We start from the raw sequence: 23,746 nt of genomic DNA, 5'->3' as shown, positions 1-23,746 counted from the left end.
AAGAGGAGTGACGCGTTGCGCGCGTGTCTCGTTCCATAACGCCTTACCTTAAGTTTTTGAACCGGTATTTCGAGGCGCCATGGCAAAACAAGGGCGACTAGGCCCAACCCCCCATAAAACGCATCGTTTAAGTTTTGTGTGAATCGCCGGTCGACGAAGGCGGCGATATCGTTACCGGGGTTGACCCCTCCGGCCGATACCCCTTGTCCGTTGAACCGCGGCGGACGGCGCTCGTACGGTTCCCACCGTTCGGTTGCGTCCGTCACCCGCAATTGCGCCAAATTCACCGCTAAAGGCGATCTTAAAAGTCGCCGCGTTACAGGGTTGTGTCAGTGGATGGTGAATATTCACATCCATTGCTGTGACATAGTTCACTGATTTTTCCCAGGCGTTTTGGCTTCCGCACATGGGAATACGTCGCTCTTTCCTAGAAGTAGCCTGTGTATCTGATGGCCCACGGGCTGGTCGTGGCCGTTACCACTCCCATCTTTTGATGATTGTGTCCGCCAGTCGAGGCAATCATATTTGCAAATAATCCCGGTCCGCGGCGAAGGATTGCAGGCCAGCCGGATGGATTGCAGGTTCTCGGGTTTTCCATTGCAGGTCACTACAGTTAGAGTCGATTCTGCCGGCCGAATTCGCCGCCCGCATCAAGCGCGTCGGCATCGTCAACGCGATGGACGACGAAAACTTCGCGGCGGCCGTCAAGGCGACCGGACGCAAGAAATTCATCATCGCCGGCGTCACAACGATGTGTGCACGGTCTTCCCGGCATTGAGCCTGGTACGCGAGGGCTATGAGGTTCAGGTCATCGCCGATGCCGGCGGTTCGCCGAGCCAGATCGGCGACGACATGGCTCTGCGCCGCATGGAGAAGAACGGCGTCACGCTGTCCAGCACGAACCAGGTGATCGCGGAACTTGCGGGCAACTGGAGCACCCCCGAAGGGAGCGCGATCGTGCAGCAGGTGGTGATGCCGGCCCTACAAGGCTGAGGGAGACGAACAACGCTTACTCAGCGGGGGATGTTGGTAGTTGACCTGGATCAGTGCGCCGAACGTCCCGGCGCCCCCTGAGGTCGCTTGGCTACATCATCACCGTTTCCTGCCTTCTCACGCGCAAGGTCGGAGGCTATTTGGGCCAGCCCGCCCATGAAGAATCGTTTGAAGTGCTCAATGGCAGCGTCCGGTTGATTGGCGATAGCCTCTTGTGGTGCCGCGTGTTCCAGCATTTTTGAGCTCCCGAGCAGAAGCAGGGCGAACGGCGCGATGATGGCGAGTCTGCTGCGCGCGACCGCAGGGTGGTCGGGAGGTACCCCTAGAATCTCGCTGATGAACGCGGTGGCGATTTGCATTTTGGGGAGGAGTTCCCTCTCCAGGAGGATTGGAAACGCGGTGGAGGGGTGGAGTATTTCCCGACCCAGCACGCGCAGGGCCCAGTTGGAAGACATCGGACCAAGAACCGCCCGTAGCATGCCGTCGATGAAGACGCTCAGCTTGTCTTCCGGACGCCCCGGGGCTTCGGAGATCTTCTTCAGGAACTCCAAATCCATCAACCGGTGATGGGCCTCCACTAGGACTTCGGCGTAAAGGCCATCTATGCCGCGGAAGTAGTAATTCACCGCTGCCGAATTGACTCCTGCTCGTTCGGCGATTTCCTTGCCGGTGGCGTAGGCAACCCCTTTTTCGGCAAATACCTCGCCTGCAGCCTCGAGGATCTGCCACCTTGTGGCTACGCCATCGTCCCGGTGACCGGGCAATTTTCGATTTCGCTTCTCTTGTTTCATGGAAAGAGCATACCGGGAAAAGCATGTCTTATGAACGTAAATTTAAATTTCAAATTCGAATTTGACAAAAGTGGTGGCTGCACCCATTCTTATGCCATGAACACGAAAGCTCGCATCATCATTCCGACAGCTCTCATCCTGGTAACTCTAGGCGGCGGATGGTGGCATATCCATCGCCCTTCCGCAGAGGGCTTGCTGACCGTGTACGGCAACATCGACTTTCGCCAAGCCTCCGTACCGTTTAATGGAACCGAGCGAATCACCGAGATCCTAGCGGAAGAAGGCGATGTGGTCCGCAAAGGGCAGGTGCTGGCCCGCATGGATACCAGCCGGCTGGTGCCCCAATCGATCCAGATCGAGTCCGCGGTAGATGCTCAGAAAGCGGTCGTGGAGCGCCTCCGAAACGGCAGCAGGCCGGAGGAGATCGAACAGGCTCGGGCGAACCTGGTATCCGCCAAGGCAGACGCCGACAACGCCAAGGCTCTCTACCGGCGGCGGAAAAATCTGGTGTCGAGTGCGGCCATCAGCAAGCAGGATTTCGATGCGGCAAAGTCGGCCGCCGATGTGGCGGCCGCGAAGGTGGAGGTTACTGAGAAGGCACTCAGGCTCGCGGTCATCGGACCACGCCTGGAAGACATCGCCCAGGCCGAAGCCCAGCTCAAGGGCTACGAGGCGCAGCTGGCACTGATTCGCCGGCAATTGGCCGACGCCGAGTTGCGGGCGCCCTTCGACGCCGTGATCCAGTCGCGGCTGATGGAGCCGGGAGAGATGGCGTCCCCGACGAAACCGGTGTTCTCGTTGGCCACCATCGGGACAAAATGGGTGCGGGCGTACGTTCCCGAGCCGGAGCTCGGGCGTGTGCATTCCGGATCCCGCGCGAAAATCCTGGTCGACAGTCTTCCCGATCATCCGCTCGAGGGTTGGGTCGGCTTCATCTCGCCGGTCGCGGAGTTCACGCCGAAAACGGTGCAGACCGAAGACCTGCGCGCCAGCCTGGTTTACGAAATCCGGGTGTTCGTCGAAGATCCCCAGAACGTGTTGCGCCTGGGCATGCCGGCAACAGTGAAGATTCCGCCGGATGCAGACGGACCTGCCCGCGACCGGGCACGGCAATGAGCCTGCAAGGCCTGATGCATCCGGTGGAAATTCGCGGGGTTCACAAGACATTCCAGCGTGAAACGGGCGAGACCGTCAAGGCCATCGACGACGTTTCCTTTGCGGCACGGCATAAGACCCTCACTGCGCTGGTCGGTCCCGACGGAGGCGGCAAGACGACCCTCCTGCGGATGCTCGCCGGCCTGGTTTTCGCCGACAGTGGAACGGTACGGGTTCGGGGCATCGACGCCTCGTCCGACCCGCAGGCCATACAGGACCGCATCGGCTATATGCCCCAGCGGTTCGGCCTCTACGAAGATCTGACCGTCCAGCAAAATCTGGATCTGTATGCCGAACTGCACGGCATCAGCCCAGCGGCGCGCATGGCGGTCTATCCCCGCCTGCTGCAGATGACCGCCCTCGGCCCGTTCACCGGTCGCTTGGCGGGAGCGCTCTCCGGCGGCATGAAACAGAAACTGGGCCTCGCCTGCACTTTGGTCCGTCCGCCCGACCTGTTGTTGCTGGACGAACCGACCGTGGGCGTCGACCCGTTGTCCCGCCGAGAGTTGTGGGAAATCGTGCGGCGTCTGGTGCGTGAGGAGGCGTTGACGGTCATCGTCAGCACTTCCTATCTCGACGAGGCCGCGTTCTGCGACCATGCCGTGGTCCTGCATCAAGGCAAAGTGCTCGCGGAAGGGACACCGGAGGAGATCACCTCTCGGGCGGAAGGGCGCGTGTTTTTCGCCACCTCCTCCGAGGGCTCCACGGCCCGCTCTCTGCAGGCACGCCTGTTCAAGCATCCAGGTGTGGCGGACGCCGTACCCGAGGCGGGGAAGGTTCGGGTCGTTACCCGCTCGTCGCGCGCCCCTCAAGATGATGGCGGAGAGGGCGGCCTCGAGTTTGAACCCGCAGCCCCGCGCTTCGAAGACGGCTTCATGGCGCTGTTCCGAGCCGCGGTCGGCGAGATCCATTCCCCATCCATCACGCTGGGCCGCCGTCCCAGCGAGGCGGTCGGCGTTCCTTCCGTGGAAGTTCTCGATCTGGTTCGGACCTTCGGCGACTTCGTCGCCGTGAACCATGTGTCCTTTCAGGTACGGCGCGGGGAAATCTACGGACTGTTGGGGCCGAACGGGGCGGGCAAGAGCACCACCTTCCGCATGCTATGCGGGCTGATCCCGGCCACTGGCGGGCGCCTCCGGGTAGCGGGGGCCGATTTGAGGACCGCCCGTGCCGAGGCACGGGCGAAACTGGGCTACGTCGCTCAGAAATTCTCGCTCTACGGCGACCTTTCCGTGGATGAGAACCTGGATTTCTTCGCGAGCGCCTATGGTCTGCGCGGTTCCAGAAAACGCGACCGCATCGCCTGGGCGAAAGACCAGTTCGATCTCGGCCCGATGTCGGCCTTGCCGAGCGGAAAGCTGCCGGGGGGGTACAAACAGCGGCTGGCGATGGCCACGGCGCTGCTGCATGAACCGGAAATCCTGTTTCTGGATGAGGCGACCAGCGGTGCCGATCCTCTGGCTCGCCGCGAGTTTTGGGGCCGGATCACGGCCCTGTCGGAACAGGGGGTGACCGTCGTCGTCACGACCCACTTCATGGAAGAGGCCGAATATTGCGACCGTGTGATCATCATGGATGGCGGCATCGCCCTGGCGGAAGGCTCGCCGGCGGCGATCCGCGCCCAGGGGGAGCCCCGAAGTGGGCAGCTGCCCACCATGGAGGATGCCTTTATTGCCATCGTCGAGCAATCCCGGCACAGCGTAGGGAAGGCGGCGCAATGACCGGCCAGGAGCTGATGGCGCGAAGCCGTGCCCGGCGGGTATGGGCATTGATCCGCAAGGAAACCTGGCAGATCCTCCGGGACCCCAGCGCCATCGCCATCGCCATCGGCGTCGTCCTGCCGATCGTGATGTTGATCCTGTTCGGCTACGGGCTTTCCTTCGATCTCAAGCATCTCCCCGTCGCAGTCGTCGTCGAGCACGCTTCCGAAGAGACCTCCGCCGTCAGCGCGGCGCTGAGCCTTTCGAGCTATTTCCGGGTACACCCGGTCAATACCATGGCCGAGGCGGCGAGGCTGATGACCGAGCATCAAGTCAGCGCCGTCGTTCGCTTTCCGCCCCATTTCGCACGGGATGTGGCGCGCGGCGAAGCCGATCTGTTGGTGGCGGTCAACGCGACGGACGCCAACACCGCCCGCATCGCGATCAGTTACGCAAGGGGCGCGGTAGCGACCTGGCTGGCTCGCGAGATCGCCGAAGGCCGCGCCGCTGCAGGCGGCTCTGCTATCGCCATCGAGGGCCGGCTGTGGTTCAACGAGGCCAACGAGAGTTCCTGGTTCCTGGTTCCGGGCCTGATCGTCCTGATCACGGAGCCTTGCTGACCTCTCTGGTCATCGCCCGGGAATGGGAGCGCGGCACCTTCGAGGCGCTGTTCGCGACCCCCGTTCGTCCCGTCGAAATCCTGCTGAGCAAAACCGTGCCCTATTTCGTCATGGGCATGTTCGGGCTCGCCCTTGCGGTTGCCGGCAGCCAGTTTTTGTTCGCCGTCCCCTTGCGTGGGTCGCTTTGGCTGCTGGCGCTGGTCTCCTCGCTCTACCTGCTGGTGGCGCTCGGTATGGGACTGGTGATTTCGTCGGCGACCAAGAGCCAATTTCTCGCCAGCCAGATCACCTTTCTGGTGACCTTCCTGCCAGCGACCCTGCTGTCGGGCTTCATCTTCGACATCCGCAGCATGCCCTGGGGCGCCCAGATCGTGACCAGCATCTTTCCGGCCCGCTATTTCGTCAGTTCGCTGCAGACCCTGTTTCTGGCCGGGGACGTGTGGCCCATCATCCTGCCCAACGCGCTCGTCCTCGCCGGCATGGCCGCCAAGGCGACCCGCAAGCGCATCGACTGAGGTTGCCATGACCGACTCCTTATTTCGCATCCTCGCCCTCATCCGCAAGGAGCTTCTGGCGATCCTGAAAGATCGCAAGAGCCGGGTCACGGTGTTCGTGCCGCCCATTTTGCAGTGCCTGATTTTTGGCTACGCCGCCAGTTACGATCTGAACCATGGCCCCTATGTGTTGCTCGATCGCGATCACAGTGCGGCGTCGCGGGCCTTCATCGCCACCCTCGATGGTTCGGGCACTTTCGATCGTATCGCCACGCTGCAAAACGCTTCCGACATTGCCGACCCGATCACGGATCGCCGCGCTGTCCTCGCGGTGATCATCGACCGGGACTTCGAGCGCCAATTGATGGCGGATGGTACCGCCAAGGTCCAGGCGATCGCCGACGGGCGCAACACCAACACCGCCGGAACCGCGCAAGGGTATGTGAGCACCCTGGCCGCGAACTTCGTGCAGAGGTGGCGCCAGGAGAACGGCGTTACGCCGCCGCCCGGCATCAAGGTGACGCCCCGGGCGTGGTATAACCCCAACCTTGAGACACAGTGGATCATGATTCCCTCGTTGATCGGGACGATCACCATGATGATGACGATGAGCCTGACCGCCATGTCGGTGGCTCGCGAACGGGAGGCAGGCACTTTCGAGCAATTGCTGGTGACGCCTTTCCGTCCCTACGAGATCATGGTCGGCAAGGCATTGCCGTCGATGATCGTCGGGCTGATTCAGGCCACCTCGATCCTGCTGGTCGCCCAGCTATGGTTCCAAATTCCCTTTGCGGGCTCCTACTTCGTGCTTTACCTGAGCCTTGCCGAGTTCCTGGCGGCATCGGTCGGGATCGGCTTGTTCCTCTCCTCCATCGCCCGAAACATGCAGCAGGCCATGATCGGTACGCTCGTGGTGATGATGCCGTTCATGCTGCTGTCCGGCTTGACCACGCCGGTGATGACCATGCCGGACGCACTCCAATACCTTACCGCCGTGAACCCGCTCCGTTATGCCATCAGCATGACGCGCCAGATCTATCTGGAGGGTGCCGGCATCGTCCAGCTGCTGCCCGAAATGCTGGCACTTCTGATGATTGCGGCCGTGACGCTGCCCATCGCCGCCTGGATGTTCCGCAACAAGCTGGCTTAGTGCGGACACAGTAGAACGGCAGGCGATGGTCTGGATGAAAAAACGCACAACAGATACACAACGACATTGAACACCAAGCTCCAATTTTCACTGTCACTATTCGCAATGAGCCTGGCGGCATGCACGGTAGGTCCAGATTATCGGGCGCCTGTTCCGGCCGTTCCGGATCGATGGCACGCAGATGAGAAGATCGGCGCCGATCTGCTATGGGCCAAACCGGAAAATTTGAAGGCATGGTGGCGAGCCTTCGGCGATTACGAACTGGATCGCCTCATGGATCGAGCTTTGGCGCGCAATCTCGACGTGAAAATCGCACTGGCCCGAATCGAACAGGCCCGAGCCGAACGGAGCAGCACCCGCGCAGAACTGTTTCCGTCGGTCGATGTGACGGGGGGCGTGCAGCGCCAAGATAACCCGATGCCCGGCCTGAGGCCGGGCATACGCTACAACCTGTTCGAGATCGGCTTCGATGCCTTGTGGGAAATCGATCTGTTCGGACGCCAGCAAAGGCGCCTCGAGGCGGCCTCGGCGGAGCTGGAAGCGGCCGGTGACCAATACGCTCAATCCCTGGTGACGTTAAGCTCCGAGCTGGCGCGTAGTTACATCGACTACCGCAACGCTCAGGCCCTGCTGGCCATCACCCGATCGAACCTGGACAGTATGCGGCAGACCCTGGCGCAGACCGAAAGGCTGCTGCAAGAGGGCATCGGAACCCGCCATGATGTGGTGCGCGCCAAAGCCCAAGCGGAGACCACCGAGGCGCAGATTCCCACCCTGGAAGCCGGCAAGACCGCTGCCCTGCGTCAATTGGAAGCGCTGGCGGGCCAGCAGCCCGGTGCGCTGGCCGCCGAGCTGGATGCGCCCGGTCCCTTTCCCGAAGCACCGGGGCAAGCCATGCTCGCTTCGCCCGCCGATACCATCCGCCATCGGCCTGACCTGCGCGCCGCCGAGCGCCAGTTGGCGGCCGCTACGGCGATGCAGGGGGCGGCTATCGCGGAGCTGTTTCCGAAAATCTCGCTGTCGGCGTTTCTGGGATTGCGAAATACCGATATCGAAAGTTTGTTCAAGTCCGCGGCGTTTTCCCATGGCAACGCCGCCAACCTTGTGCAGCCCTTGCTCAACTTTGGCCGCATCAAGGCAGGAATCAAGCTGGCCGAGGCCAAACAACGGGAAGCCTATTTTGCTTACGAAAAGGGTGTGCTGGAGGCGCTCAAGGAAACCGAAACCGCGCTGACCCGCTATCTCAAGGAAGAGATCCGACGTCAAACGCTGGCACGCGCGGTGGAGGACCAGCAAGAGGCGGTGCGTTTATCCCAACTGCGCTTCGAAGCCGGCGTCATTTCCCTGCTGGACGTGCTGGTTGCACAACGCGCCCTGTATGCGGTGGAAAGTGAACTCGCTAATTCACGAGCCCTCACTGCCGTTAATCTGATTTCTCTGTACAAATCTCTGGGAGGCGGGGCTAACGCCACGCCGCCGCTGGTTGCTGCCGACGGCAAGAAATCATGAGTTTGTGAGTCATCGGCGCGCCTGGCTCGAGAGGGGTAGGGTAACGCATTTTGCTGGCCGGTGGTTCTTTATCAGCTCGGCATGTCCGGCTGAGCTTAACCTCAACCTGGCGTCAGACCAGCCGGCTTAGATGCGTCAGAGTAGAGTCGATTTAAGCCTTTTCTGATATGCCCGACGTGTGCTCTAAGCTTCAACCTGACACCCCGTACCCTTGGCGTCAATGCCGTTAAGTTAAGACGAATGACGTCACCCCGGCAGGGAAGGGTGGCTTCGGTGCTCCAATCGCAAACGGCCTGGCCGGGAGCGCCGGCCACGCCCTTCCCGAAGACACCGTTTGCGATTGGATTGCCGGGGTCCAGACGCCAAGGACGGCAAAGGCCTCTCACGTCCTTGTGCACTGGATTCATGCCGCACAGTCCCTGTGCGGCACCCTACGGGCGCTTCGCGTGCAAATCGGCCTCGCCGCGCTACGCCGTCCCGCTTCGCTCGCGAGTCCTGGGCAGTCCTTCCCTGGCCTGCCCGCTCGCCGCATTGCGCCTCGCCCTGCCGATTTGTCCGGCACAAATTTGCCAGGAGCAAATTTGGACGTGCGGAGCACGGTCCGTAGGACGAACCCCAGGGATGGGGTGAGCAATCCCTGCCGGAAGGGGCGTTCTGGCGCTCCCAGAACGACCGTTTGCGATTGGAATGACGGCTTAACTTAACGGCATTGACCCTTGGCGTACAGGTTTTTCCGTTTTCTGCACCGGCCCCATAAAGCGCTGGGACTGCAATCCGCGCGATTTCAGTTAAGGGACGATCATCCCAGCCGGCTTTTAAGCCGGGTCAGCATCTCCATCCGCTCATGCAGGACGGCAATAATGCGCGGTGGTTTTTCTTCCGGATGGATATAAAAAATATAGTGGTGTTCACAGCGGCTCACCCTGACCTGGGGATACCGCTCGGAAAAGCTGCGCGAAGGCACGGTCCGGGCGGCGATCTCCCGAAGATGCTTGTCCAGCAGCCCGGCATAGCGTAGGGCTTGTCCTCGACCCCATTGCTCTAGCGTGTAATGGGCAATCTCCCTGAGGTCTTCCTCAGCGGGGGCGGTTAATTCATAAGGGAGCATTCCCTTACCGCGCTTCCCGATGGATTTCCTCGAAGATCTGTTCGACCGATTTGTGGACGGCGGCGTCTTTCGCAGCCTTGATCCGTGGTTCCAGGAAGGCTTCCAACTGGCGAAGCGCTTCGTCTTCATCCGCTGCCGCGATATCCGGTAACACGCGCTCCAGAACATAATCCTTGATGCTCTGACCGCGCAAAGCCGCCACAGCCTTGAGCCGTTGATGTTGTTCCGGGGTCACTTCAATCGATAAACGCATCATGTCCTCCTGCTGGATTAAGGCACTGTCTAGCTTAGCGTGATAAACAACATTAGCACAAATGAACATTTGTTGTTTAGATTATTCCTGAGCAATCCGCCGCCCGTTTTCCGGCGGATCCGCGCCAGGTGCCTATCGAGGGCCTCTTAAGCCGCTTGCCGGCACACATCGAGACCCAATACGCCTCTACGCCAGCACTGAATTTAGCATGCGACAAGTTTCCCGATCGCGAGCGATGAGAGACCGCAGGCCTTAAGTGCCGGCCAGGTAATCGCGGACCATTTGAATCAACAGCCAGCCGAGCATCAAGATCACCGTGACAAAGATCATCGCGCCGAAGAACTCGATCACCCGGAGGATGCCGACCTACACGAGCATGACGGCGTGATACGGCAGAGAGAGGACCCAAGCGACCGCGCGAGCGCCGGTTCACGTCATCCGCCCCGCCCGAGCGATAGGCGCGACCGCCGCGATCGCATCGGTGCGCGTGGGCCAGACCAGGCGTGGACCCTTCAGCGGCGCCCGTGCGCGGCGCGCCGTTCCCGACCGAAACGGGACAACGTTCGCCCTGTTCAGGCCTGGCTTTTTCGCCATGCTTTACCCCTGTTCTATAGTCTGCGCTCGCGCGTGGGTGACCGGATCTTTGAGGCAGGTGGTCATCACTGTGGCCGCAGCCCCTCCCACATCGTCGGCTAAGAGACTGACTCCCACGAGGATGGCCAATCGCTCGCGGGCACTGCGTTGCATCGCCATGCCCGCTGACGCGCTTCGGATGGCGCTGTGGCGCCGGCAACCGCCGCGCGGCCAACTGCTGCATCATTCCCAACCGGGCGTGCAATATGCCAGCCGGGTGTTTCGGGGCCTGCTACAGGCGTATGGCATGACCGGCAGCATGATTCGGAAAGGTGGTTGTTGAGTGGGGTGTCCGCTGCTACTTGACCAGGTCAGCCTATATTGCCGAATAGGAAGATAGACAGAAGGATAGATCAAGAAAATAAAGGATACTTTGTCAGGCAGGGGACGTGTGGTACACCGTAACGGATGATAAACAAAAACCGTTTAATTGTTTGGTGGGCATAAAGGAGAGACCGATGTTAAGCATCGAGAAGGCAAAACGGGAGGATGCTCGGGCGGCCTGGGAGATAAGGAATACTGCCATCCTCAATCAATGTGCTGGCCACTATTCCGGCGATGCCCTAAAAGTGTGGACTGGTGGTATGTTAACGGAGGATTTCATAGATCACGTCGAGAAACATTTCTACGTGGCGAAGTATCACCACCAAGTGGTTGGCACGGGCATGATCAATATCGATACCGGAAAAATTGACGCCGTATTTGTCCATCCAAACCACATGAGAAAGGGCATAGGAAGGGGGATTGTCACATTCCTTGAGGAGATCGCCTTAAGCCATGGGTTGGAGACGTTAAATTTGGAGTCGACGTTAAACGCCGCGGCGTTTTATCGAGCATGCGGTTTTAAAGGAGATGAGATTGCTACCTATGTCTCTCCACGAGGTATATCACTAGACTGCATCCCTATGATTAAGGATATCTCGCCCAACAACCGCTTGCAGCCGACGTCGGCGGCTGAAGCGGGGCGATAGGCGCCAGAAAGATGTCTCGCCTTTGCATCATTTTTGACCTTGACGGCACGCTGGTGGATAGCGAGGGCCTGTGTAATCAAGCGTTCTTGGATCTGCTGCCTGAGATCGGTGAAACCCTCGAGTCAATGGTCGAACGATACCGGGGGACGAAACTGGCGCTGATACTCGCTGATCTTGGGGCTCGCATCGGTCGACCGCTACCTCCGAATTTCGAGGCGACCTATCGCGCTCGAGTCAGCGAGCTTTTCCGGATCGACCTGCGCCCTACACCCGGCACTATCGAGATGCTTGAGACGCTCAGCTATCCCAAGTGCGTTGCGTCCAGCGGCCCTCCGACCAAAATCGCCGAAGCCCTGCTTTCAAGCGGCCTTTCGAGATACTTCGGCGACCATGTGTTCAGTTCCTATGAGGTGGGTTCGTGGAAACCGGATCCGGGGCTGTTTCTCCACGCAGCACGGTCAATGGGATACTCTCCCAATCAGTGCATCGTCGTCGAAGACAGCCCTGTCGGCCTACAAGCTGCGGCAGCCGCTGGAATGACGGCGATCCACTACTTGCCTGGGTCACAATACAGCGAAATGTTCGGACAGTCTCATGCAGTCGTTGGCCGTATGGCTGACCTTCCTAGGCTCATCGATGCTGCATCGCAGGGCGTCTAACCTGGGGTTCGAGCGGAACACAGCGGCTGGCGCCGGCGTGCCCGCTAAACTTCGGTTTACAGCCGGAAAGGAGGAGTTACGCCTATGCGCCACCCAGTAGTTGTTGCTGCCACCTGGATGGTTGGCGCTTTACTCTCATTTTCCGCGATGGCCGTTGCGGTACGCGAACTTTCCGCGAACTTTGGCACGTTCCAACTTCTTGCCATCCGCAGCCTCATCGGCTTGGCTGTTATCTCGGCCATACTCACTAGAGTCGGTTGGACGCAGGTCTCGTTTCGGAACGTTAGAATACATCTCGGGCGGAACTTCGTTCACTTTTGTGGGCAGTTCGGTTGGTTCTATGCCATTGCGTTTGTTCCGCTGGCGGCGGTGTTTGCCATTGAGTTCACCGTGCCGCTCTGGACGGTGGTATTCGCGGCACTACTGCTGGGTGAGCGTATCTCCCCGAGTCGGGGGCTGGCGGTTGTTCTAGGCATCGCCGGTGTTTTGGTTATCCTTCGTCCCGGCTGGTCGGTCGTTCATCCGGCGGCGCTTGTAATGCTGGCCGGCGCCTTTGCGTATGGACTGTCTCATACGCTGACCAAGAAGCTGGCGGGGCGAGATACACCGCTGTGCATTCTCTTTTACATGATGTTGATTCAGTTGCCTCTAGGTTTGGTGCCAGCGGTGTTTACTTGGGTTACCCCTGCAGCAGCACATTGGCCTTGGCTCATCGTGGTCGGCATTACCGGGCTCAGTGCGCACTACTGCATGGTGCGGGCACTTTCCCTGGCGGATGCCTCGGTAGTGGTGCCCTTAGATTTCCTGCGCTTACCACTCATAGCTCTGGTTGGCTACGCGCTTTACGGTGAGCGTGTAGATGAGTATTTGGTTTTGGGCGCGGGCTTGATACTGGCAGGCAACTTTATCAACCTGCATCGGGAGCGGAAGAAAATTAAGCCGCTAGAGCCCATTCCGCAACCACGAGCCTGATTTTGCTCTAACGAGTGCGTCAAGCCGACAAGCCCTCTATGGCTACGCCGTTCGGGCCTTGCGGCTTACGTTGGCATTATTGCTTCGGTAATTAAAAGGCGATTTTCAGCAAGCACAGATCAGCGCAAGTGATTGATCTACAGTGCTACAGGAATTAATTGGAAATTCATCATCAGGAGGAGGGATGAATTGTGTATCAAATTTCGATTGTCATCTTTGATGAGTTTACGGATATCGATTTTTTCTTAATGAGAGACATCCTGGGACGGACAAGAACAGACTGGAAGGTAAGAGTTCTTGGAACAAAAAGCACCCACACGTCTACGCTGGGTATGACGGTAAAAACCGATGGCCATGTATCAGAGGCAAATGCCTCTGACGTGGTTTTGTTTGTTAGTGGTTATAAGGGTGTGCCAGCCGCATTGGAAGATGAAGAATTTGTGTCTTCCTTCAAATTGAATCCACAAAAACAACTCATCGGCTCGGTCTGCGCAGGTTCGTTCATTTTATCCCGACTTGGTTTATTGAAAGGTATCAAAGCGACAACGCATCCAGATGCTAAGCCGGGTCTTGTGGCTATGGGTGTCGATGTTCAAGACAAAGCGCTGGTAGTGGAAGGCAATATTGCTACGGCGGGCGGGTGCTTATCGGCGCTATATCTGACCGGGTGGTTGGCTGAACGTTTGTGTGATGAATCCAAGCGGCGCGAGATACATAGGCAGCTCGTTCCGGCAGGGCAGGCCCGCATTTTTGAGGAGCTCATTAAGTCATCCATTGAGGCTGCGAAGGTAAGCGAATCGCATAACACAATGCTCCAGCCGGCGTCAGGGCGCGACGCAGCCTTCCGCGGCTGAGCTTGGCGTTAGGCACCAAGAAGGTTTGGCCCCTGTCATGGCGGAACTGATCGAATTCGAGACTAAGCGGCTTCGTTTGCGGCAGTGGCGGGAAAGTGATCTTGAACCTTTTGCCGCCATCAATGCCGATCCGCAAGTGATGAAGTTCTTTCCCAAACCTTTGGAGCGTCGGGAGAGTGACGAGATGGCGGATAAGATCCGCTCGCTCATTGAACTGCGTGGCTGGGGATTCTGGGCTGTCGAGGTTAAAGGCGGTGAACCTTTTATCGGCTTCGTCGGACTGCATGTGCCAGCCCCGGCATTGCCATTCTCGCCGTGTGTAGAAGTTGGTTGGCGGCTTTCAGTAACCCACTGGGGCCGAGGGTACGCATCCGAGGCCGCCCATGGTGCGCTGCAGATAGCATTCCTGAGGCTCGGCCTGCCCGAGGTTGTTGCCTTCACCACCGTGGGCAATCGGCGGTCTCGCCGGGTCATGGAGCGTCTTGGCATGCAGTATAGCCGCGAATTCGAGCATCCGGACATGCATGATGACAGCATGCTCAGGCCCCATGTACTGTACAGGCTTCACGCTGCGTGCTTCAGGAAGGCCGCCAGCAGGCAAGAAATTGAAGAGAAAGGCAAAAGAGCCTAACTACCGCTTTCGGGCACCACCGGGGTCAGGTCTTCCACGCCCACACCCTGTCATCTCCCCCCATGGCAAGACCTCTCCGCATCGAGTTATCCGGCGGCCTCCATCACATCACGTCCCGTGGCGATAGGCGCGAGGACATTTATTTTTCCGATATCGACCGCGAGGCTTGGCTGGCGTTGCTGGGGCAGGTTTGCGCGCGGTTCAACGGGGTTTGTCATGCTTATTGCCTGATGTCCAATCACTATCATCTGGTGATTGAAACGCCGGAGGGCAATCTCGCCCGAGGCATGCGCCAGCTCAACGGGGTTTATACGCAAACGGTAAACCGAACGCACGGGCGCGTCGGGCATGTTTTTCAGGGGCGATACCAGGCGATTCTGGTGGAGAAGAACAGCTATCTGCTGGCGTTGGCGCGTTATGTCGTGCTGAATCCCGTGCGTGCCGGGATGGTCGGCGATGTCGGGGATTGGCCGTGGAGCAGTTATGCGGCCATGGTCGGCTTGGCGCCCTCGCCCGCCTGGTTGCAAACCCATTGGCTACTGGGCCAGTTTGGCCGGCAACGCAAGCGTGCAATCGCGGGGTATATTGATTTTGTGCGGGCTGGCGTTGGCTTGCCGAGCATTTGGGATCATCTGTAAGGCCAGATTTATCGGGGTAGCCCTGAATCCATCGAGCGCATGCAATCCAGATTTGCGCCGGATCAGCCGCTGGATGAAATCCCCCGCATGCAACGGCGGCCGTTGGCGAAGCCCTTGGCGCATTATCGAACGGAATAGGCCGACGATCCGCGCACCGGCATGGCGCTGGCCTATCTCACCGGCGATTATGCGATGAAAGCCATCGCTCGGGAATGCGGAGTTCGTCGATCTCATCCAAGACCACGGCATTCGGATCAGCATGGGTGGCAAAGGCCGCTGGGTCGACAACGTGTTCGTCGAACGGCTGTGGAAAAGCGTGAAATATGAGGAGGTCCGCTTGCATGCTTACGACACGGTTTCCCAGGCACGAGAAGGCTTGCAGCGGTATTTCAAGTTCTACAACGAACGTCGACCCATTCATCGCTTGACGGCAAGACCCCCGATAGCGTGTACTTCGATCCGCTGCCCATTCAACAGGCAGCCTAAACCGCAGAAGCCCACTTAGGATCGGGAAAATTCTGTCCAGAAAACCGGGGCCACCGCTGATTTCCAGTTCGAGCCCATCATTTCAAAAAATCGAAGCCGGGCTCATAAGGCAACAAAAAGCAGGTTTTTCCACAGCTTCGTTAGACTGCAGGCTGCAACTGAAGAGAAGGTGAAGTATGCGAGCCTTTGCACAAAAACAGAATCAAGCTCAAAAGCCGGCATCCTCAAGCCTTGCCCGGCCTCGGAAGACAATACTTGGGCCGCATCATCATGAGCATCATATCCTCCTTCTGCAGCGCGCGATCGGGAATCAAGCCGTACAGCGGCGGTTAGAACCAAATACGGTGAATGTCGAAGGAGACTCGACTACTACCAAAATTGCCCGCTTCGGTCACGATTTCAGCCGGATACCCGTATACGCTAAAGTGCCCATGAAGACACAGACAAAACTGACGGTTAAGACTCCAGAAGACGTATACGACCAGGAAGCGGACCGGATTGCCGATCGGGTGATGGCAACGGCAGCGCACTCCGTCGTTATCGGCGCGCCACCAGGTATCCAGCGCTTCGGCTACGGCTTTTCAAGGCTGCGGGTGCATTCCGGCATCGGCACTGCTCCCGGGGAACTGGACCACCCACCCCTCCGCATCAGCGCGCGCATACCCACCACCTTGCCCGCCGCGACACCCGCATGGACAAGGAACGGCGAAATAAACCTCGGTCCCGCCGGTCTGTTCATGCCGCCGCGGGAGCAACTCCGGATGCTGCGTCACGAAGCCTTCCACCGGCTGCATCAGCGCATCGCGCCCGTCAGCGATGCACCGGAGGCGCGCCTGCGGGCCGAGCGGCTCGCGACCCAAGCGGAGACGGGCGCGGCGCTGCTTCCCGTTGCGTTGCCACCCGCGCCCGCGCTGCTGGCCTTCCCGCCGCAGAAGTATACGCCGTGGGACAGGGTCTGGATCGGCAACGACGCCATCATCGGCGAAGTGACGGAGGGAGGGGTCGCCGCGCGCATCTTCCTGAGCTACAAGGACCTCGGGATCACGAAGGCGCCGGAATCGCAGACCTACCACTGCGGCAAGCACGATCCGGCGCCGATCCCGACGCTGGTCAAGCGGATGCGAGCCGCCGCAAAGCAGGCCGCCGTGCTCAACGGCAAGATCACGGACAGCACCTACTCGCTGAGGACCAGCGTGATCGCCATCTCGAAGGGCGCGAACAGCGCATTCCGCGTGTTCGGAGGCCAGGGCGTGCTGGTGATCAAGCAGGAGGATTCCTGGGAGGGAACCATTGCCCACGAGGGCTCGCACGGGATCTTCGCCTTCCACCTTGGCGACCGCGTCCCCAAGGGCGCGCCCGACCTGCTGGCCAAGGGAGTGGCCGAGCTCTTCCTCGAGCTGCAGAACACCGCGCCGGTTTCGCTCCCCAGCGCACCGTTCGATGCGAAGCACCTGCCTCCGCTGAAGGACGACGGCAAGACCACGACCCATCCGGCGGGGCTGGTGATGGTCGCCGACACCCTGTGGGCTGGCGGCGGCGGACATCCTTGGGACAACGCGGACGAGTTCTTCGCCAGCGCGTTCGGCATGTATCAACAGAAATCGCTGTTCGACCAGATTGTGCGGCACTACGGCAAGGCGGATCCGAAGATCCCGCCACTGGCGAAGAAGCTGTCGGCCCTGCTCGCCGCGGTCGGGGACCCGAAGGCCGTCGCGGGACTCAAGGTGCCGTCGAGCACGAAGGCGGTCGATGCGGAGCTGAAGCGGATTCAACCCACGCCGGAGGTCGTCGCGGGGCTCGACGCCTCCGTCGACCTGCTGCTCGATCCCACCACGCTGCGCGGACCACAGACGATTTTGTGCCCCGGCGCTAAGCCGCCCACGGCCGGAACAGGGGCGGCCAGCCAGAAAGCGACAGGGCCATGAAAGCCATGCTACCCAGAGCGAGCTAGGGATTTGCCCTCACTCAACAGCTTGTTCCTGCAACGCAAGTGTCCATGCGGCTCCAGCGGCGACTTTTCCAGAGTTCTTGGGCGGAGTACATCGCCACAGCCACGACTGCGCCTAACAACGGCATCAACCCGACGCCCCGACGCTGGCTTTTTGGGAAGTAGTCTGTGGTCCTGCCCCGTCCTTCTGTTGCCGAAACCGGGCACGTCGACCGTGGTATCGAGTTTCACCGTCGCGCCGAGCGGCCAAAGAACGCCGAACAGCCGTTCGTCCGCCTCCTGATCAGGCGGCGAATCCGGGCTATCCAAGGTTTCATCAGCGCTCGCGCCCGATGCACATGTTTCTTCCACCGGCACGCGAAAGCTCGTCGCGGTGGCTTCGGCCCGCGGTTCCAGATCGATGGGATCGGGCTCCGGCAGGGGCGATTGCTGCTCGGCCGGCAATTCGTCGATGGCCGCCAGGGCCATGGTTGCCAGCGTGGCACGGACCTCGACGACCAGCCGTCCGCCGGCCAGATAATTGGTCGGATAGATCCGGGAGACGCCGAACTCACCTTCGTAGCGGCCCTCGTCGTACTGGTCCAGCAAGGTATCCTTGACGGCGAATTCGCCGATCTCGGTCACCAGCCGTCCGACGGAAAAGGTGCCGTTACGGCCATGGATGGCGCGAATGTACAGGGTTCCGCTGAGTTTGATCATGGGGATAGCCTCCGGTTGAATGAAAAACGGAGGCAGCCCCGCGACGGACTGCCCCCGTCGGGTGGATGAAAACGGCTTACGCTGCCGTCGGCTCGGAGTGAGCGGACGCTTGGCTCCTGACGGGCGCCTGATAGACCGGCTGACCGTCGACCTTGGCCCAGGCGATATAGAGCAGCCGGGCCTTCAGGCTGACGCCGGTCTGGCCGGCCTTCTCGCCTTTCTCGTAGGTAAAGGTCTCGGCATAGAGATCGCCCAGCCTGAAACCGACCAGCACAGCCTGGCGCGCCTGGATGGCCGGCATCAATTGGCAGACGACTGCTTGTGCGTCCTGGCCGTTCACCCGGCAATCGAAGTGGGTATATTCGACGGCATCCGCCGCGCCGTGCATAGCGGATACCTCGACCGCCAGAAACGGCTGGCCGCGTCTGATCGGTACCTCGCGCACGCGGTTCAGATAGCCGACGCCGGTGATATGAAGGTCGAAGTATTTCTCGTCAGGTGGGTTCATGGTGTTTCTCCTATTGGCATGAATGAACCGGAGAAATCCCGACCCGACCGGGGTATGGGTTCCCCCGGAGAAGGTAGAAGATGCCTGCGGCGCTCCCGAAGGAACGACCATCGTTCGAGCAGGCCCGCGATGGTGAAGGGTGCGACTAAGCCGCAGTCGCCACGGTTGAAACTCCTCCAGAAGCTGCCGAAAACCTACTGCGCGCCGCCATGACTGCGTTGCTCCAGGGCTCAAAATGCTGATGAAAAACTTCCTTGTTTTTCACCCGAACAGGCGCGCTTTCGCGCGTCCTACTTCTCTCCCGGAGAAGTAGTCATGTACTCTATGTACACTCCGGTTTTTCGCCCTTCGCGCCTTGTCCTGCCGGCGCTCGTGACGGTTTTTACCAGCTTCTAGGCCAAGGCCACGAACAATACGAGCATCATTAATACCGTCGCCTTGACGATATGGGTCTGGACCTGCATCAGCGACAGCCGCTCGCGGCGCCAGCCGATGTATTGCATCAGACTCACCCAGGCGGTGCACAGCAACAAGCCCACGGCCAGCGTCTGTAGCACCAAGGCCTTTACCGCTCCGAGGCCGATGCCGGAACCGCTGGAGAATGCCGCCGAGGGCGAAAGCGGTGCGTGGGTCGACGGGGTTATCCCGATCGTAGCCCCCGGTGCGGGTGTGGCCGAGCCGGTGGATGGTCCGCCGGACACGCCTGTGACCACCGAGACATCGAATCCGCCCAAAGCCGAAAGATACGTGGCGATCGATGTTCCGTTGCCATCCCGGACCGAGCCGGTTCCGCCCGAACTCAGGAAGCGGCGCAGCCCGCCGACGCCGACCAGGTGAGCGCCGGCGAGCAGGCCTGATGGTGTGATCAGGACGCCGCCGACCGTTTGTCCCAGATAGCCGTCGAGATCCAGGTTCTTGATCTGCGACCACTGGGCGGCACTCTGTAGGCGGTCACCGCCTGAGTCTGCACCGAAGGGCGGCTCAGGAAATCGGCCGTATTCCGGACGCCGTCCTTCCCGGTCCAGCTTCCCCGCCAGTCGTTCCTCGCGGTGCCGTCGGGCCGGTAATAGCCGGCTTCTGCCAAGGCCTGCTCGCCCATCTGGTAGAGACCCAAATACCCGTAATCATTGCGGGCACCGGGGTTGTTTCCGGACTCCACCCTCGCCAGGTGGCCCAGATAATCGGCATAGTTCCCTGCCGCCAAAACGATGCCTGACATAACCGCTAATGTGACCAACGCCGTGCGCCAGACTTTCGGACAAAGATGGCGGTTTACGCCCACGTCACGGCCCTCGGCGACGCTCATCGATCGATTTCGCGCAGGCCAGAGCCGCATCGGTGACCGGCCTATGCGATCCCAACCGACGCGAGCGGCCCTGTTCACTGAGAACCAGCCCGTAATCCAGGGACGGCAAGACAATGACGCCGTACAGGGATTCGGCGTCGCAGCGGTGCGGCCTGCACAGATCGAACAGGACAACGTTTACCCCGTCATGTTCGAAAATGCGTACCGGACGCGAGGGACCGCTGAGCTTTCGGATCCACGGTGCCTCGTTCCGGGTGAGCACGGCGTGTTGTCGGCCGATCGCGGGGACCGACTCGATCAGGTGCCAGGGCAAACCGGCATACGGCGGATCCCCGGCGTAGCGCAAGACGCCGCCCCCTGGACAGGCGTCGCGCCGGGCCAATTCCTGTTCGGTCGGCAGCAGGTTCACGCGCTCATCCACCGCCGCATTGGCCATCGCCGCGTTGGACAGGGAAACCAATGCGAACAGCCATTCGATGTGCCGAATCCTCATCAATCATCTCCTTCAACGCGGTTCATGCGATTTTGGATCAAGACCTTCACGCGTCCCGGCCACGCGATATCGACGAACCGCACGGGTCTGCCGTCGGTGCCCGCCGAAGTCAATTCCAAGGTGCCGATGTTCACCAGACGCTCGAACCAGGATTGTCTGAGGGTGATCGAGCGGATGTCCTGAAACCGTAAGCCCACGGTATCGCGGGCAACCAGGCCTTCGCGGGCTTCGACCCCGGTCTCGGAAACCACATAGGCGGCCGACAGCCATTCGGTCCACAGCCAGAAGAGCAGGGCGCCGGACAGGAAACCACCCATGAGTGTCAAGCCGTTGAGCGTCCAAGTCAGCCCGGTGTTCAGCACCGAAGGATCGATCGGCAATAAGGCCAGGAGGGAACTCAGCAGGCGGTGCGGCATAAACGCCAGCAGCACGCCGATGCCCAATACCGGCAGCCAAGCGGCATTCGCTCGCACCACGGCGGGTCGGAATACTCGTGTGGCTCTTTTTTCCGAACCCACCTTCATCGAGTGCCTCTCGGTTCGCTGCAACAACCCGCCAGGACGCGCGGCTTGCGCCGTCGGTTCGTTTGATCGGCGTGCCGAAACGGCTTCGGCACGCGGAAACTCCGGCTCGCGCCGAAGAATGAAACCGCCGTCAGGACAACTTTCCACCGCATAGCACCTTCCCGATTCGCCCGACAGCAATTCGCGCATGCGGGTCGCGAGGCCGAATGAACGGAACGGCAGGCCGTCGAGGTTGTAGATGGCGTCGCCGATCCGCATCGGGATTCCCGTTACTCTTCGCCGGGATCACTGGGCATCTCGGTGGGCGCACCGGTACGCGGCCGATACGTGATGGATTCGATGCATACCGGGTCGATGCCGATGCGACTGGCCGTCAGCCGTAATTCGCGATGCTCGGCGCCCTCGGCGTCCTCCCAGGATTCCTCCCGCAGCTGGCCATCGACCTGAATCCGGGCGCCTTTGCGGAGCACTTTGACCGCCGATTCTGCACGGGCTCCCCACACGCTGACGCTGAGCCAGAATCCGCCCTCGTCCTCGAAGGAACCATCGTCTTGCGGAACGCTGCGATCGAAGTAGACGCGCAGATCCGCCACCGACCGGTCCTCGCCATCGACTTGGACGGTGCGAAGCACGGGTGCCTGACCGAGGTTGCCGACGCCGGAGAACTGATTGCTCATGCCCTGGACTCCTGAGAAATGCCGCTGTTTGCAATGAGCCATAGATGCCCGATTTTTCGCCCGATGACCACCCAAAACCGATCATTCGCCGGTGACCGGTTTCCGCTTCTTGAGCCGGTTTCAATGTATCAAGGCGGTCGTGAAGGAGGTTGAAAGCGATATGTGCCAATACGGCATCTGTACGGAACCTTGTTGGAAGTTCCGAGGTCATATAAACTCGATCCGTATAATTTCCGTATCAATGATTGAGACCGCCATGCCTACTGCGACCACACCCTACGAGCGCATTGACCTCAGGACCTCGCCCGAAATCAAGGCACTGATCGTTCGCGCCGCAGCCACGGCCGGCGTTTCCGTGAGTGCCTTTCTACTGGGCGCCGCGCAGGAGCGCGCCAAACAAGTTCTCAGCGAGGCGGAATTGATGACGCTGTCGCCGCGTGACTGGGAGGCTTTCTTTACGGCTCTGGACCATACCGACAAGCCCCGCCCGAAATTGTCGGCCGCCATGCAACGGCATCGTGAATGGCAATCCGAACGTGAATCCTCGTGACGGTTTTCTACCGGAAGCGATCGAGGCGCTTCACGTCCATCATGATCGGCGAAGCTTTACCTGCGGCGACCCGGAACTGGACGGCTATCTCAAACGCTTTGCGCGTCAACATGCCGAAACCAAGGTCAGCCGAACCTACGTCGCCGTCAACGGTGCTGCGATTCTCGGTTATTACAGTCTGGCCCTATCGGGCATTCGCAAGGATCAGTTGCCGTCCCGGTATCAATCCCGCTTTCCGAATTACCCATTGCCAGTAGCTCGTTTGGCCCGGCTGGCGGTCGACCATCGCTATCAAAATCGGGGCTTGGGCGAACTGCTATTGGCCGACGCGCTGTCCCGGTGTCTCCGTCTCTCGGAGGAAATCGGCATGGTCGGCGTTGTGGTCGATGCCAAGCATGAGCACGCCAGGCGCTATTATGAGCGTTTCGAATTCGAACGATTCCCCGATGCCCCGCTCACCTTGTGGTTACCCACGGCAGCCATTGCCAAACTGTGAACCGGCACATCGAATTAAGTGTGGACGCGAGGGGTTAGTATCGACCTATACCCTGTCAATCTTCGCCGCGGGTTAGGGCATGATCTCATCCGTGCTCATTGGCGATCCGCGCCCAGGCGCTGGCCAACGCCTCGATACTGGATGTGTTCATGGTGTCCGTCATGGTTCGATCCCATAGCGGTTTTCGTCGTCGGCATCCTGGCGCACGGCGGATAGTTGCTTCAGCAGCCCCGGCAGCGCCGTTTGCACCGTGTCCCACACCATGTCGAGGTTGATGTCGAAGTAGCCGTGGGCGATGCGGTTACGCATGCCGCGCATGCTGCGCCAAGGCACCTCGGCGTGCGTGTTCGCAAACTCGGCGTAGCCGTCCATTACCTTCGTAGCGGCTTCACCGATGATGATGAGGCTCATGATGACGGCCTGCTGGGTGCGCTTGTCCGCCAGAAAGTCATCTTTACTCAAGCCTTCGACGAAGCTGCACGCATCCGTCGCGGCCTGCCGCATGTGGTCGAGGTAGTCGGGCAGGCGGCTCTCGCTCATACCGGCTGGGCTTCCGCGAGCACCTTGGCTCGGACCTTCGGCGGCAGGTCGGCCGGGGTCAAGAGATCAACATGGACGCCGAGCAGCGCTTCCAGCTCGTCCTGCAAACCGCCCAGATCGAACAACGTCGCGCCGGGTAATGCATCCACCAACAGATCGAGGTCGCTGCCGTCCCGGTCGGTGCCGTGCAGTACCGAGCCGAAGACGCGCGGGTTCGCCGCGCGGAAGCGGCTCGCCGCTTCGCGGATGGCGCTTCGTTTGAGGTTGAGCGCAACGGATGGTCGCATGTGACACCTTTCCTTATCTCAACTCGTTGAGACGGTAAGAAACCGATAATAGCATTTCAAGAACGATTTTCGAGAACAGCAAAGCGGGACTCGGGCGAACT

At 60.2% G+C, this 23,746-nt stretch carries 30 protein-coding genes and 1 pseudogene; 18 read left to right on the top strand and 13 right to left on the bottom strand.

What is annotated here, in order from left to right; all coding sequences use genetic code 11:
• Positions 1 to 525 precede the first annotated feature (525 nt).
• The gene (locus tag ACWJJK_RS18635; RefSeq protein ID WP_454128360.1) at positions 526 to 993 is read left to right on the top strand and encodes a hypothetical protein; all 468 of its coding nucleotides are present in this window, start codon (positions 526 to 528) and stop codon (positions 991 to 993) included.
• A 50-nt stretch (positions 994 to 1,043) separates the two neighbouring features.
• Here the strand turns inward: ACWJJK_RS18635 and ACWJJK_RS18630 are convergent, their stop codons facing one another.
• A complete protein-coding gene (locus ACWJJK_RS18630) occupies positions 1,044 to 1,784 on the bottom strand; it encodes a CerR family C-terminal domain-containing protein (RefSeq protein ID WP_156879684.1) in 741 nt (246 codons plus the stop codon).
• A 96-nt stretch (positions 1,785 to 1,880) separates the two neighbouring features.
• Here ACWJJK_RS18630 and ACWJJK_RS18625 point away from each other — a divergent pair, with 96 nt between their 5' ends.
• The 6 genes from ACWJJK_RS18625 to ACWJJK_RS18600 all read left to right on the top strand — a co-directional run bounded on the left by ACWJJK_RS18625 (position 1,881) and on the right by ACWJJK_RS18600 (position 8,412).
• Complete coding sequence (locus ACWJJK_RS18625) at positions 1,881 to 2,900, top strand: efflux RND transporter periplasmic adaptor subunit (protein ID WP_086134265.1); 1,020 nt, start codon at positions 1,881 to 1,883, stop codon at positions 2,898 to 2,900.
• The gene (locus tag ACWJJK_RS18620) at positions 2,897 to 4,660 is read left to right on the top strand and encodes an ATP-binding cassette domain-containing protein (RefSeq protein WP_454128359.1); all 1,764 of its coding nucleotides are present in this window, start codon (positions 2,897 to 2,899) and stop codon (positions 4,658 to 4,660) included. The genes ACWJJK_RS18625 and ACWJJK_RS18620 overlap by 4 nt, the downstream gene beginning before the upstream one ends.
• The gene (locus ACWJJK_RS18615) at positions 4,657 to 5,259 is read left to right on the top strand and encodes an ABC transporter permease (RefSeq protein WP_454128358.1); all 603 of its coding nucleotides are present in this window, start codon (positions 4,657 to 4,659) and stop codon (positions 5,257 to 5,259) included. The genes ACWJJK_RS18620 and ACWJJK_RS18615 overlap by 4 nt, the downstream gene beginning before the upstream one ends.
• The gene (locus ACWJJK_RS18610) at positions 5,253 to 5,774 is read left to right on the top strand and encodes an ABC transporter permease (protein ID WP_454128357.1); all 522 of its coding nucleotides are present in this window, start codon (positions 5,253 to 5,255) and stop codon (positions 5,772 to 5,774) included. The genes ACWJJK_RS18615 and ACWJJK_RS18610 overlap by 7 nt, the downstream gene beginning before the upstream one ends.
• Before the next feature lie 7 nt (positions 5,775 to 5,781).
• A complete protein-coding gene (locus ACWJJK_RS18605; protein ID WP_454128356.1) occupies positions 5,782 to 6,903 on the top strand; it encodes an ABC transporter permease in 1,122 nt (373 codons plus the stop codon).
• 66 nt (positions 6,904 to 6,969) lie between these two features.
• On the top strand, positions 6,970 to 8,412 hold the full coding sequence (locus tag ACWJJK_RS18600; protein ID WP_454128355.1) for an efflux transporter outer membrane subunit: 1,443 nt from the start codon (positions 6,970 to 6,972) through the stop codon (positions 8,410 to 8,412).
• Positions 8,413 to 9,211: 799 nt separating this feature from the next.
• Here ACWJJK_RS18600 and ACWJJK_RS18595 read toward each other — a convergent pair.
• The 3 genes from ACWJJK_RS18595 to ACWJJK_RS18585 all read right to left on the bottom strand — a co-directional run bounded on the left by ACWJJK_RS18595 (position 9,212) and on the right by ACWJJK_RS18585 (position 10,520).
• Complete coding sequence (locus tag ACWJJK_RS18595) at positions 9,212 to 9,520, bottom strand: type II toxin-antitoxin system RelE/ParE family toxin (protein ID WP_454128354.1); 309 nt, start codon at positions 9,518 to 9,520, stop codon at positions 9,212 to 9,214.
• A 4-nt stretch (positions 9,521 to 9,524) separates the two neighbouring features.
• On the bottom strand, positions 9,525 to 9,776 hold the full coding sequence (locus tag ACWJJK_RS18590) for a type II toxin -antitoxin system TacA 1-like antitoxin (protein ID WP_240502665.1): 252 nt from the start codon (positions 9,774 to 9,776) through the stop codon (positions 9,525 to 9,527).
• Positions 9,777 to 10,370: 594 nt separating this feature from the next.
• Positions 10,371 to 10,520, bottom strand: coding sequence for a hypothetical protein (locus tag ACWJJK_RS18585; protein ID WP_454128353.1), 150 nt, complete (start codon positions 10,518 to 10,520; stop codon positions 10,371 to 10,373).
• A gap of 344 nt (positions 10,521 to 10,864) precedes the next feature.
• Between ACWJJK_RS18585 and ACWJJK_RS18580 the strand changes: the two genes are divergently transcribed.
• The 8 genes and pseudogenes from ACWJJK_RS18580 (at position 10,865) to ACWJJK_RS18545 (ending at position 17,542) form a co-directional block, all read left to right on the top strand.
• Positions 10,865 to 11,377, top strand: coding sequence for a GNAT family N-acetyltransferase (locus ACWJJK_RS18580; protein ID WP_156879679.1), 513 nt, complete (start codon positions 10,865 to 10,867; stop codon positions 11,375 to 11,377).
• 11 nt (positions 11,378 to 11,388) lie between these two features.
• Positions 11,389 to 12,036, top strand: coding sequence for an HAD-IA family hydrolase (locus ACWJJK_RS18575; protein ID WP_156879678.1), 648 nt, complete (start codon positions 11,389 to 11,391; stop codon positions 12,034 to 12,036).
• A gap of 84 nt (positions 12,037 to 12,120) precedes the next feature.
• Entirely contained in the window at positions 12,121 to 13,008 is an 888-nt protein-coding gene (locus tag ACWJJK_RS18570) for a DMT family transporter (RefSeq protein ID WP_077732646.1), read from the top strand.
• A 191-nt stretch (positions 13,009 to 13,199) separates the two neighbouring features.
• The gene (locus ACWJJK_RS18565; RefSeq protein ID WP_077732647.1) at positions 13,200 to 13,862 is read left to right on the top strand and encodes a DJ-1/PfpI family protein; all 663 of its coding nucleotides are present in this window, start codon (positions 13,200 to 13,202) and stop codon (positions 13,860 to 13,862) included.
• Positions 13,863 to 13,899: 37 nt separating this feature from the next.
• Positions 13,900 to 14,493, top strand: a complete 594-nt coding sequence (locus ACWJJK_RS18560) for a GNAT family N-acetyltransferase (RefSeq protein WP_086134234.1) — start codon at positions 13,900 to 13,902, stop codon at positions 14,491 to 14,493.
• 62 nt (positions 14,494 to 14,555) lie between these two features.
• On the top strand, positions 14,556 to 15,131 hold the full coding sequence (locus tag ACWJJK_RS18555) for a transposase (RefSeq protein WP_454128352.1): 576 nt from the start codon (positions 14,556 to 14,558) through the stop codon (positions 15,129 to 15,131).
• A 220-nt stretch (positions 15,132 to 15,351) separates the two neighbouring features.
• Positions 15,352 to 15,617, top strand: a pseudogene (locus ACWJJK_RS18550) (integrase core domain-containing protein); the annotation flags it as partial.
• Between the two features lie 431 nt (positions 15,618 to 16,048).
• Positions 16,049 to 17,542 (top strand): hypothetical protein, encoded by a 1,494-nt coding sequence (locus ACWJJK_RS18545; protein WP_077732649.1) that lies wholly within the window; start codon positions 16,049 to 16,051, stop codon positions 17,540 to 17,542.
• 8 nt (positions 17,543 to 17,550) lie between these two features.
• Here the strand turns inward: ACWJJK_RS18545 and ACWJJK_RS18540 are convergent, their stop codons facing one another.
• The 3 genes from ACWJJK_RS18540 to ACWJJK_RS18530 form a co-directional block, all read right to left on the bottom strand.
• Entirely contained in the window at positions 17,551 to 18,264 is a 714-nt protein-coding gene (locus ACWJJK_RS18540) for a DUF3275 family protein (protein ID WP_156879676.1), read from the bottom strand.
• Positions 18,265 to 18,340: 76 nt separating this feature from the next.
• Positions 18,341 to 18,772, bottom strand: a complete 432-nt coding sequence (locus ACWJJK_RS18535; protein WP_156879675.1) for an STY4534 family ICE replication protein — start codon at positions 18,770 to 18,772, stop codon at positions 18,341 to 18,343.
• 392 nt (positions 18,773 to 19,164) lie between these two features.
• Positions 19,165 to 19,329, bottom strand: coding sequence for a DUF3262 family protein (locus ACWJJK_RS18530; RefSeq protein WP_434132456.1), 165 nt, complete (start codon positions 19,327 to 19,329; stop codon positions 19,165 to 19,167).
• Between the two features lie 25 nt (positions 19,330 to 19,354).
• On the opposite strand from ACWJJK_RS18530, the gene ACWJJK_RS18525 reads away from it, so the two are divergent.
• Complete coding sequence (locus tag ACWJJK_RS18525) at positions 19,355 to 19,609, top strand: hypothetical protein (protein WP_434132094.1); 255 nt, start codon at positions 19,355 to 19,357, stop codon at positions 19,607 to 19,609.
• Between the two features lie 28 nt (positions 19,610 to 19,637).
• On the opposite strand, the gene ACWJJK_RS18520 is transcribed toward ACWJJK_RS18525, so the two are convergent.
• Genes ACWJJK_RS18520 through ssb form a run of 4 tightly spaced genes read right to left on the bottom strand, consistent with a single transcriptional unit; the run spans position 19,638 to position 21,772 of the window.
• The gene (locus tag ACWJJK_RS18520; protein ID WP_156879673.1) at positions 19,638 to 20,078 is read right to left on the bottom strand and encodes a hypothetical protein; all 441 of its coding nucleotides are present in this window, start codon (positions 20,076 to 20,078) and stop codon (positions 19,638 to 19,640) included.
• A complete protein-coding gene (locus tag ACWJJK_RS18515) occupies positions 20,056 to 20,571 on the bottom strand; it encodes a hypothetical protein (RefSeq protein ID WP_156879672.1) in 516 nt (171 codons plus the stop codon). Before ACWJJK_RS18515 ends, ACWJJK_RS18520 begins: the two co-directional genes overlap by 23 nt.
• Complete coding sequence (locus ACWJJK_RS18510; protein WP_156879671.1) at positions 20,571 to 21,353, bottom strand: PH domain-containing protein; 783 nt, start codon at positions 21,351 to 21,353, stop codon at positions 20,571 to 20,573. The genes ACWJJK_RS18515 and ACWJJK_RS18510 overlap by 1 nt, the downstream gene beginning before the upstream one ends.
• Positions 21,354 to 21,364: 11 nt before the next feature.
• The gene (gene ssb, locus ACWJJK_RS18505) at positions 21,365 to 21,772 is read right to left on the bottom strand and encodes a single-stranded DNA-binding protein (RefSeq protein ID WP_156879670.1); all 408 of its coding nucleotides are present in this window, start codon (positions 21,770 to 21,772) and stop codon (positions 21,365 to 21,367) included.
• A gap of 256 nt (positions 21,773 to 22,028) precedes the next feature.
• On the opposite strand from ssb, the gene ACWJJK_RS18500 reads away from it, so the two are divergent.
• Both ACWJJK_RS18500 and ACWJJK_RS18495 read left to right on the top strand, forming a co-directional pair.
• Complete coding sequence (locus ACWJJK_RS18500; RefSeq protein ID WP_347258819.1) at positions 22,029 to 22,322, top strand: type II toxin-antitoxin system TacA family antitoxin; 294 nt, start codon at positions 22,029 to 22,031, stop codon at positions 22,320 to 22,322.
• Positions 22,309 to 22,818, top strand: coding sequence for a GNAT family N-acetyltransferase (locus tag ACWJJK_RS18495; RefSeq protein WP_156879668.1), 510 nt, complete (start codon positions 22,309 to 22,311; stop codon positions 22,816 to 22,818). The genes ACWJJK_RS18500 and ACWJJK_RS18495 overlap by 14 nt, the downstream gene beginning before the upstream one ends.
• A 159-nt stretch (positions 22,819 to 22,977) precedes the next feature.
• Here the strand turns inward: ACWJJK_RS18495 and ACWJJK_RS18490 are convergent, their stop codons facing one another.
• Positions 22,978 to 23,358, bottom strand: coding sequence for a HepT-like ribonuclease domain-containing protein (locus ACWJJK_RS18490; protein ID WP_086134241.1), 381 nt, complete (start codon positions 23,356 to 23,358; stop codon positions 22,978 to 22,980).
• Positions 23,355 to 23,645, bottom strand: a complete 291-nt coding sequence (locus ACWJJK_RS18485; RefSeq protein ID WP_077730313.1) for a nucleotidyltransferase family protein — start codon at positions 23,643 to 23,645, stop codon at positions 23,355 to 23,357. Before ACWJJK_RS18485 ends, ACWJJK_RS18490 begins: the two co-directional genes overlap by 4 nt.
• Between the last annotated feature and the right edge of the window lie 101 nt (positions 23,646 to 23,746).

The sequence above is a fragment of the Methylocaldum gracile genome (genome assembly GCF_053646815.1).
This window is presented reverse-complemented; position numbering and strand designations above follow the sequence as displayed.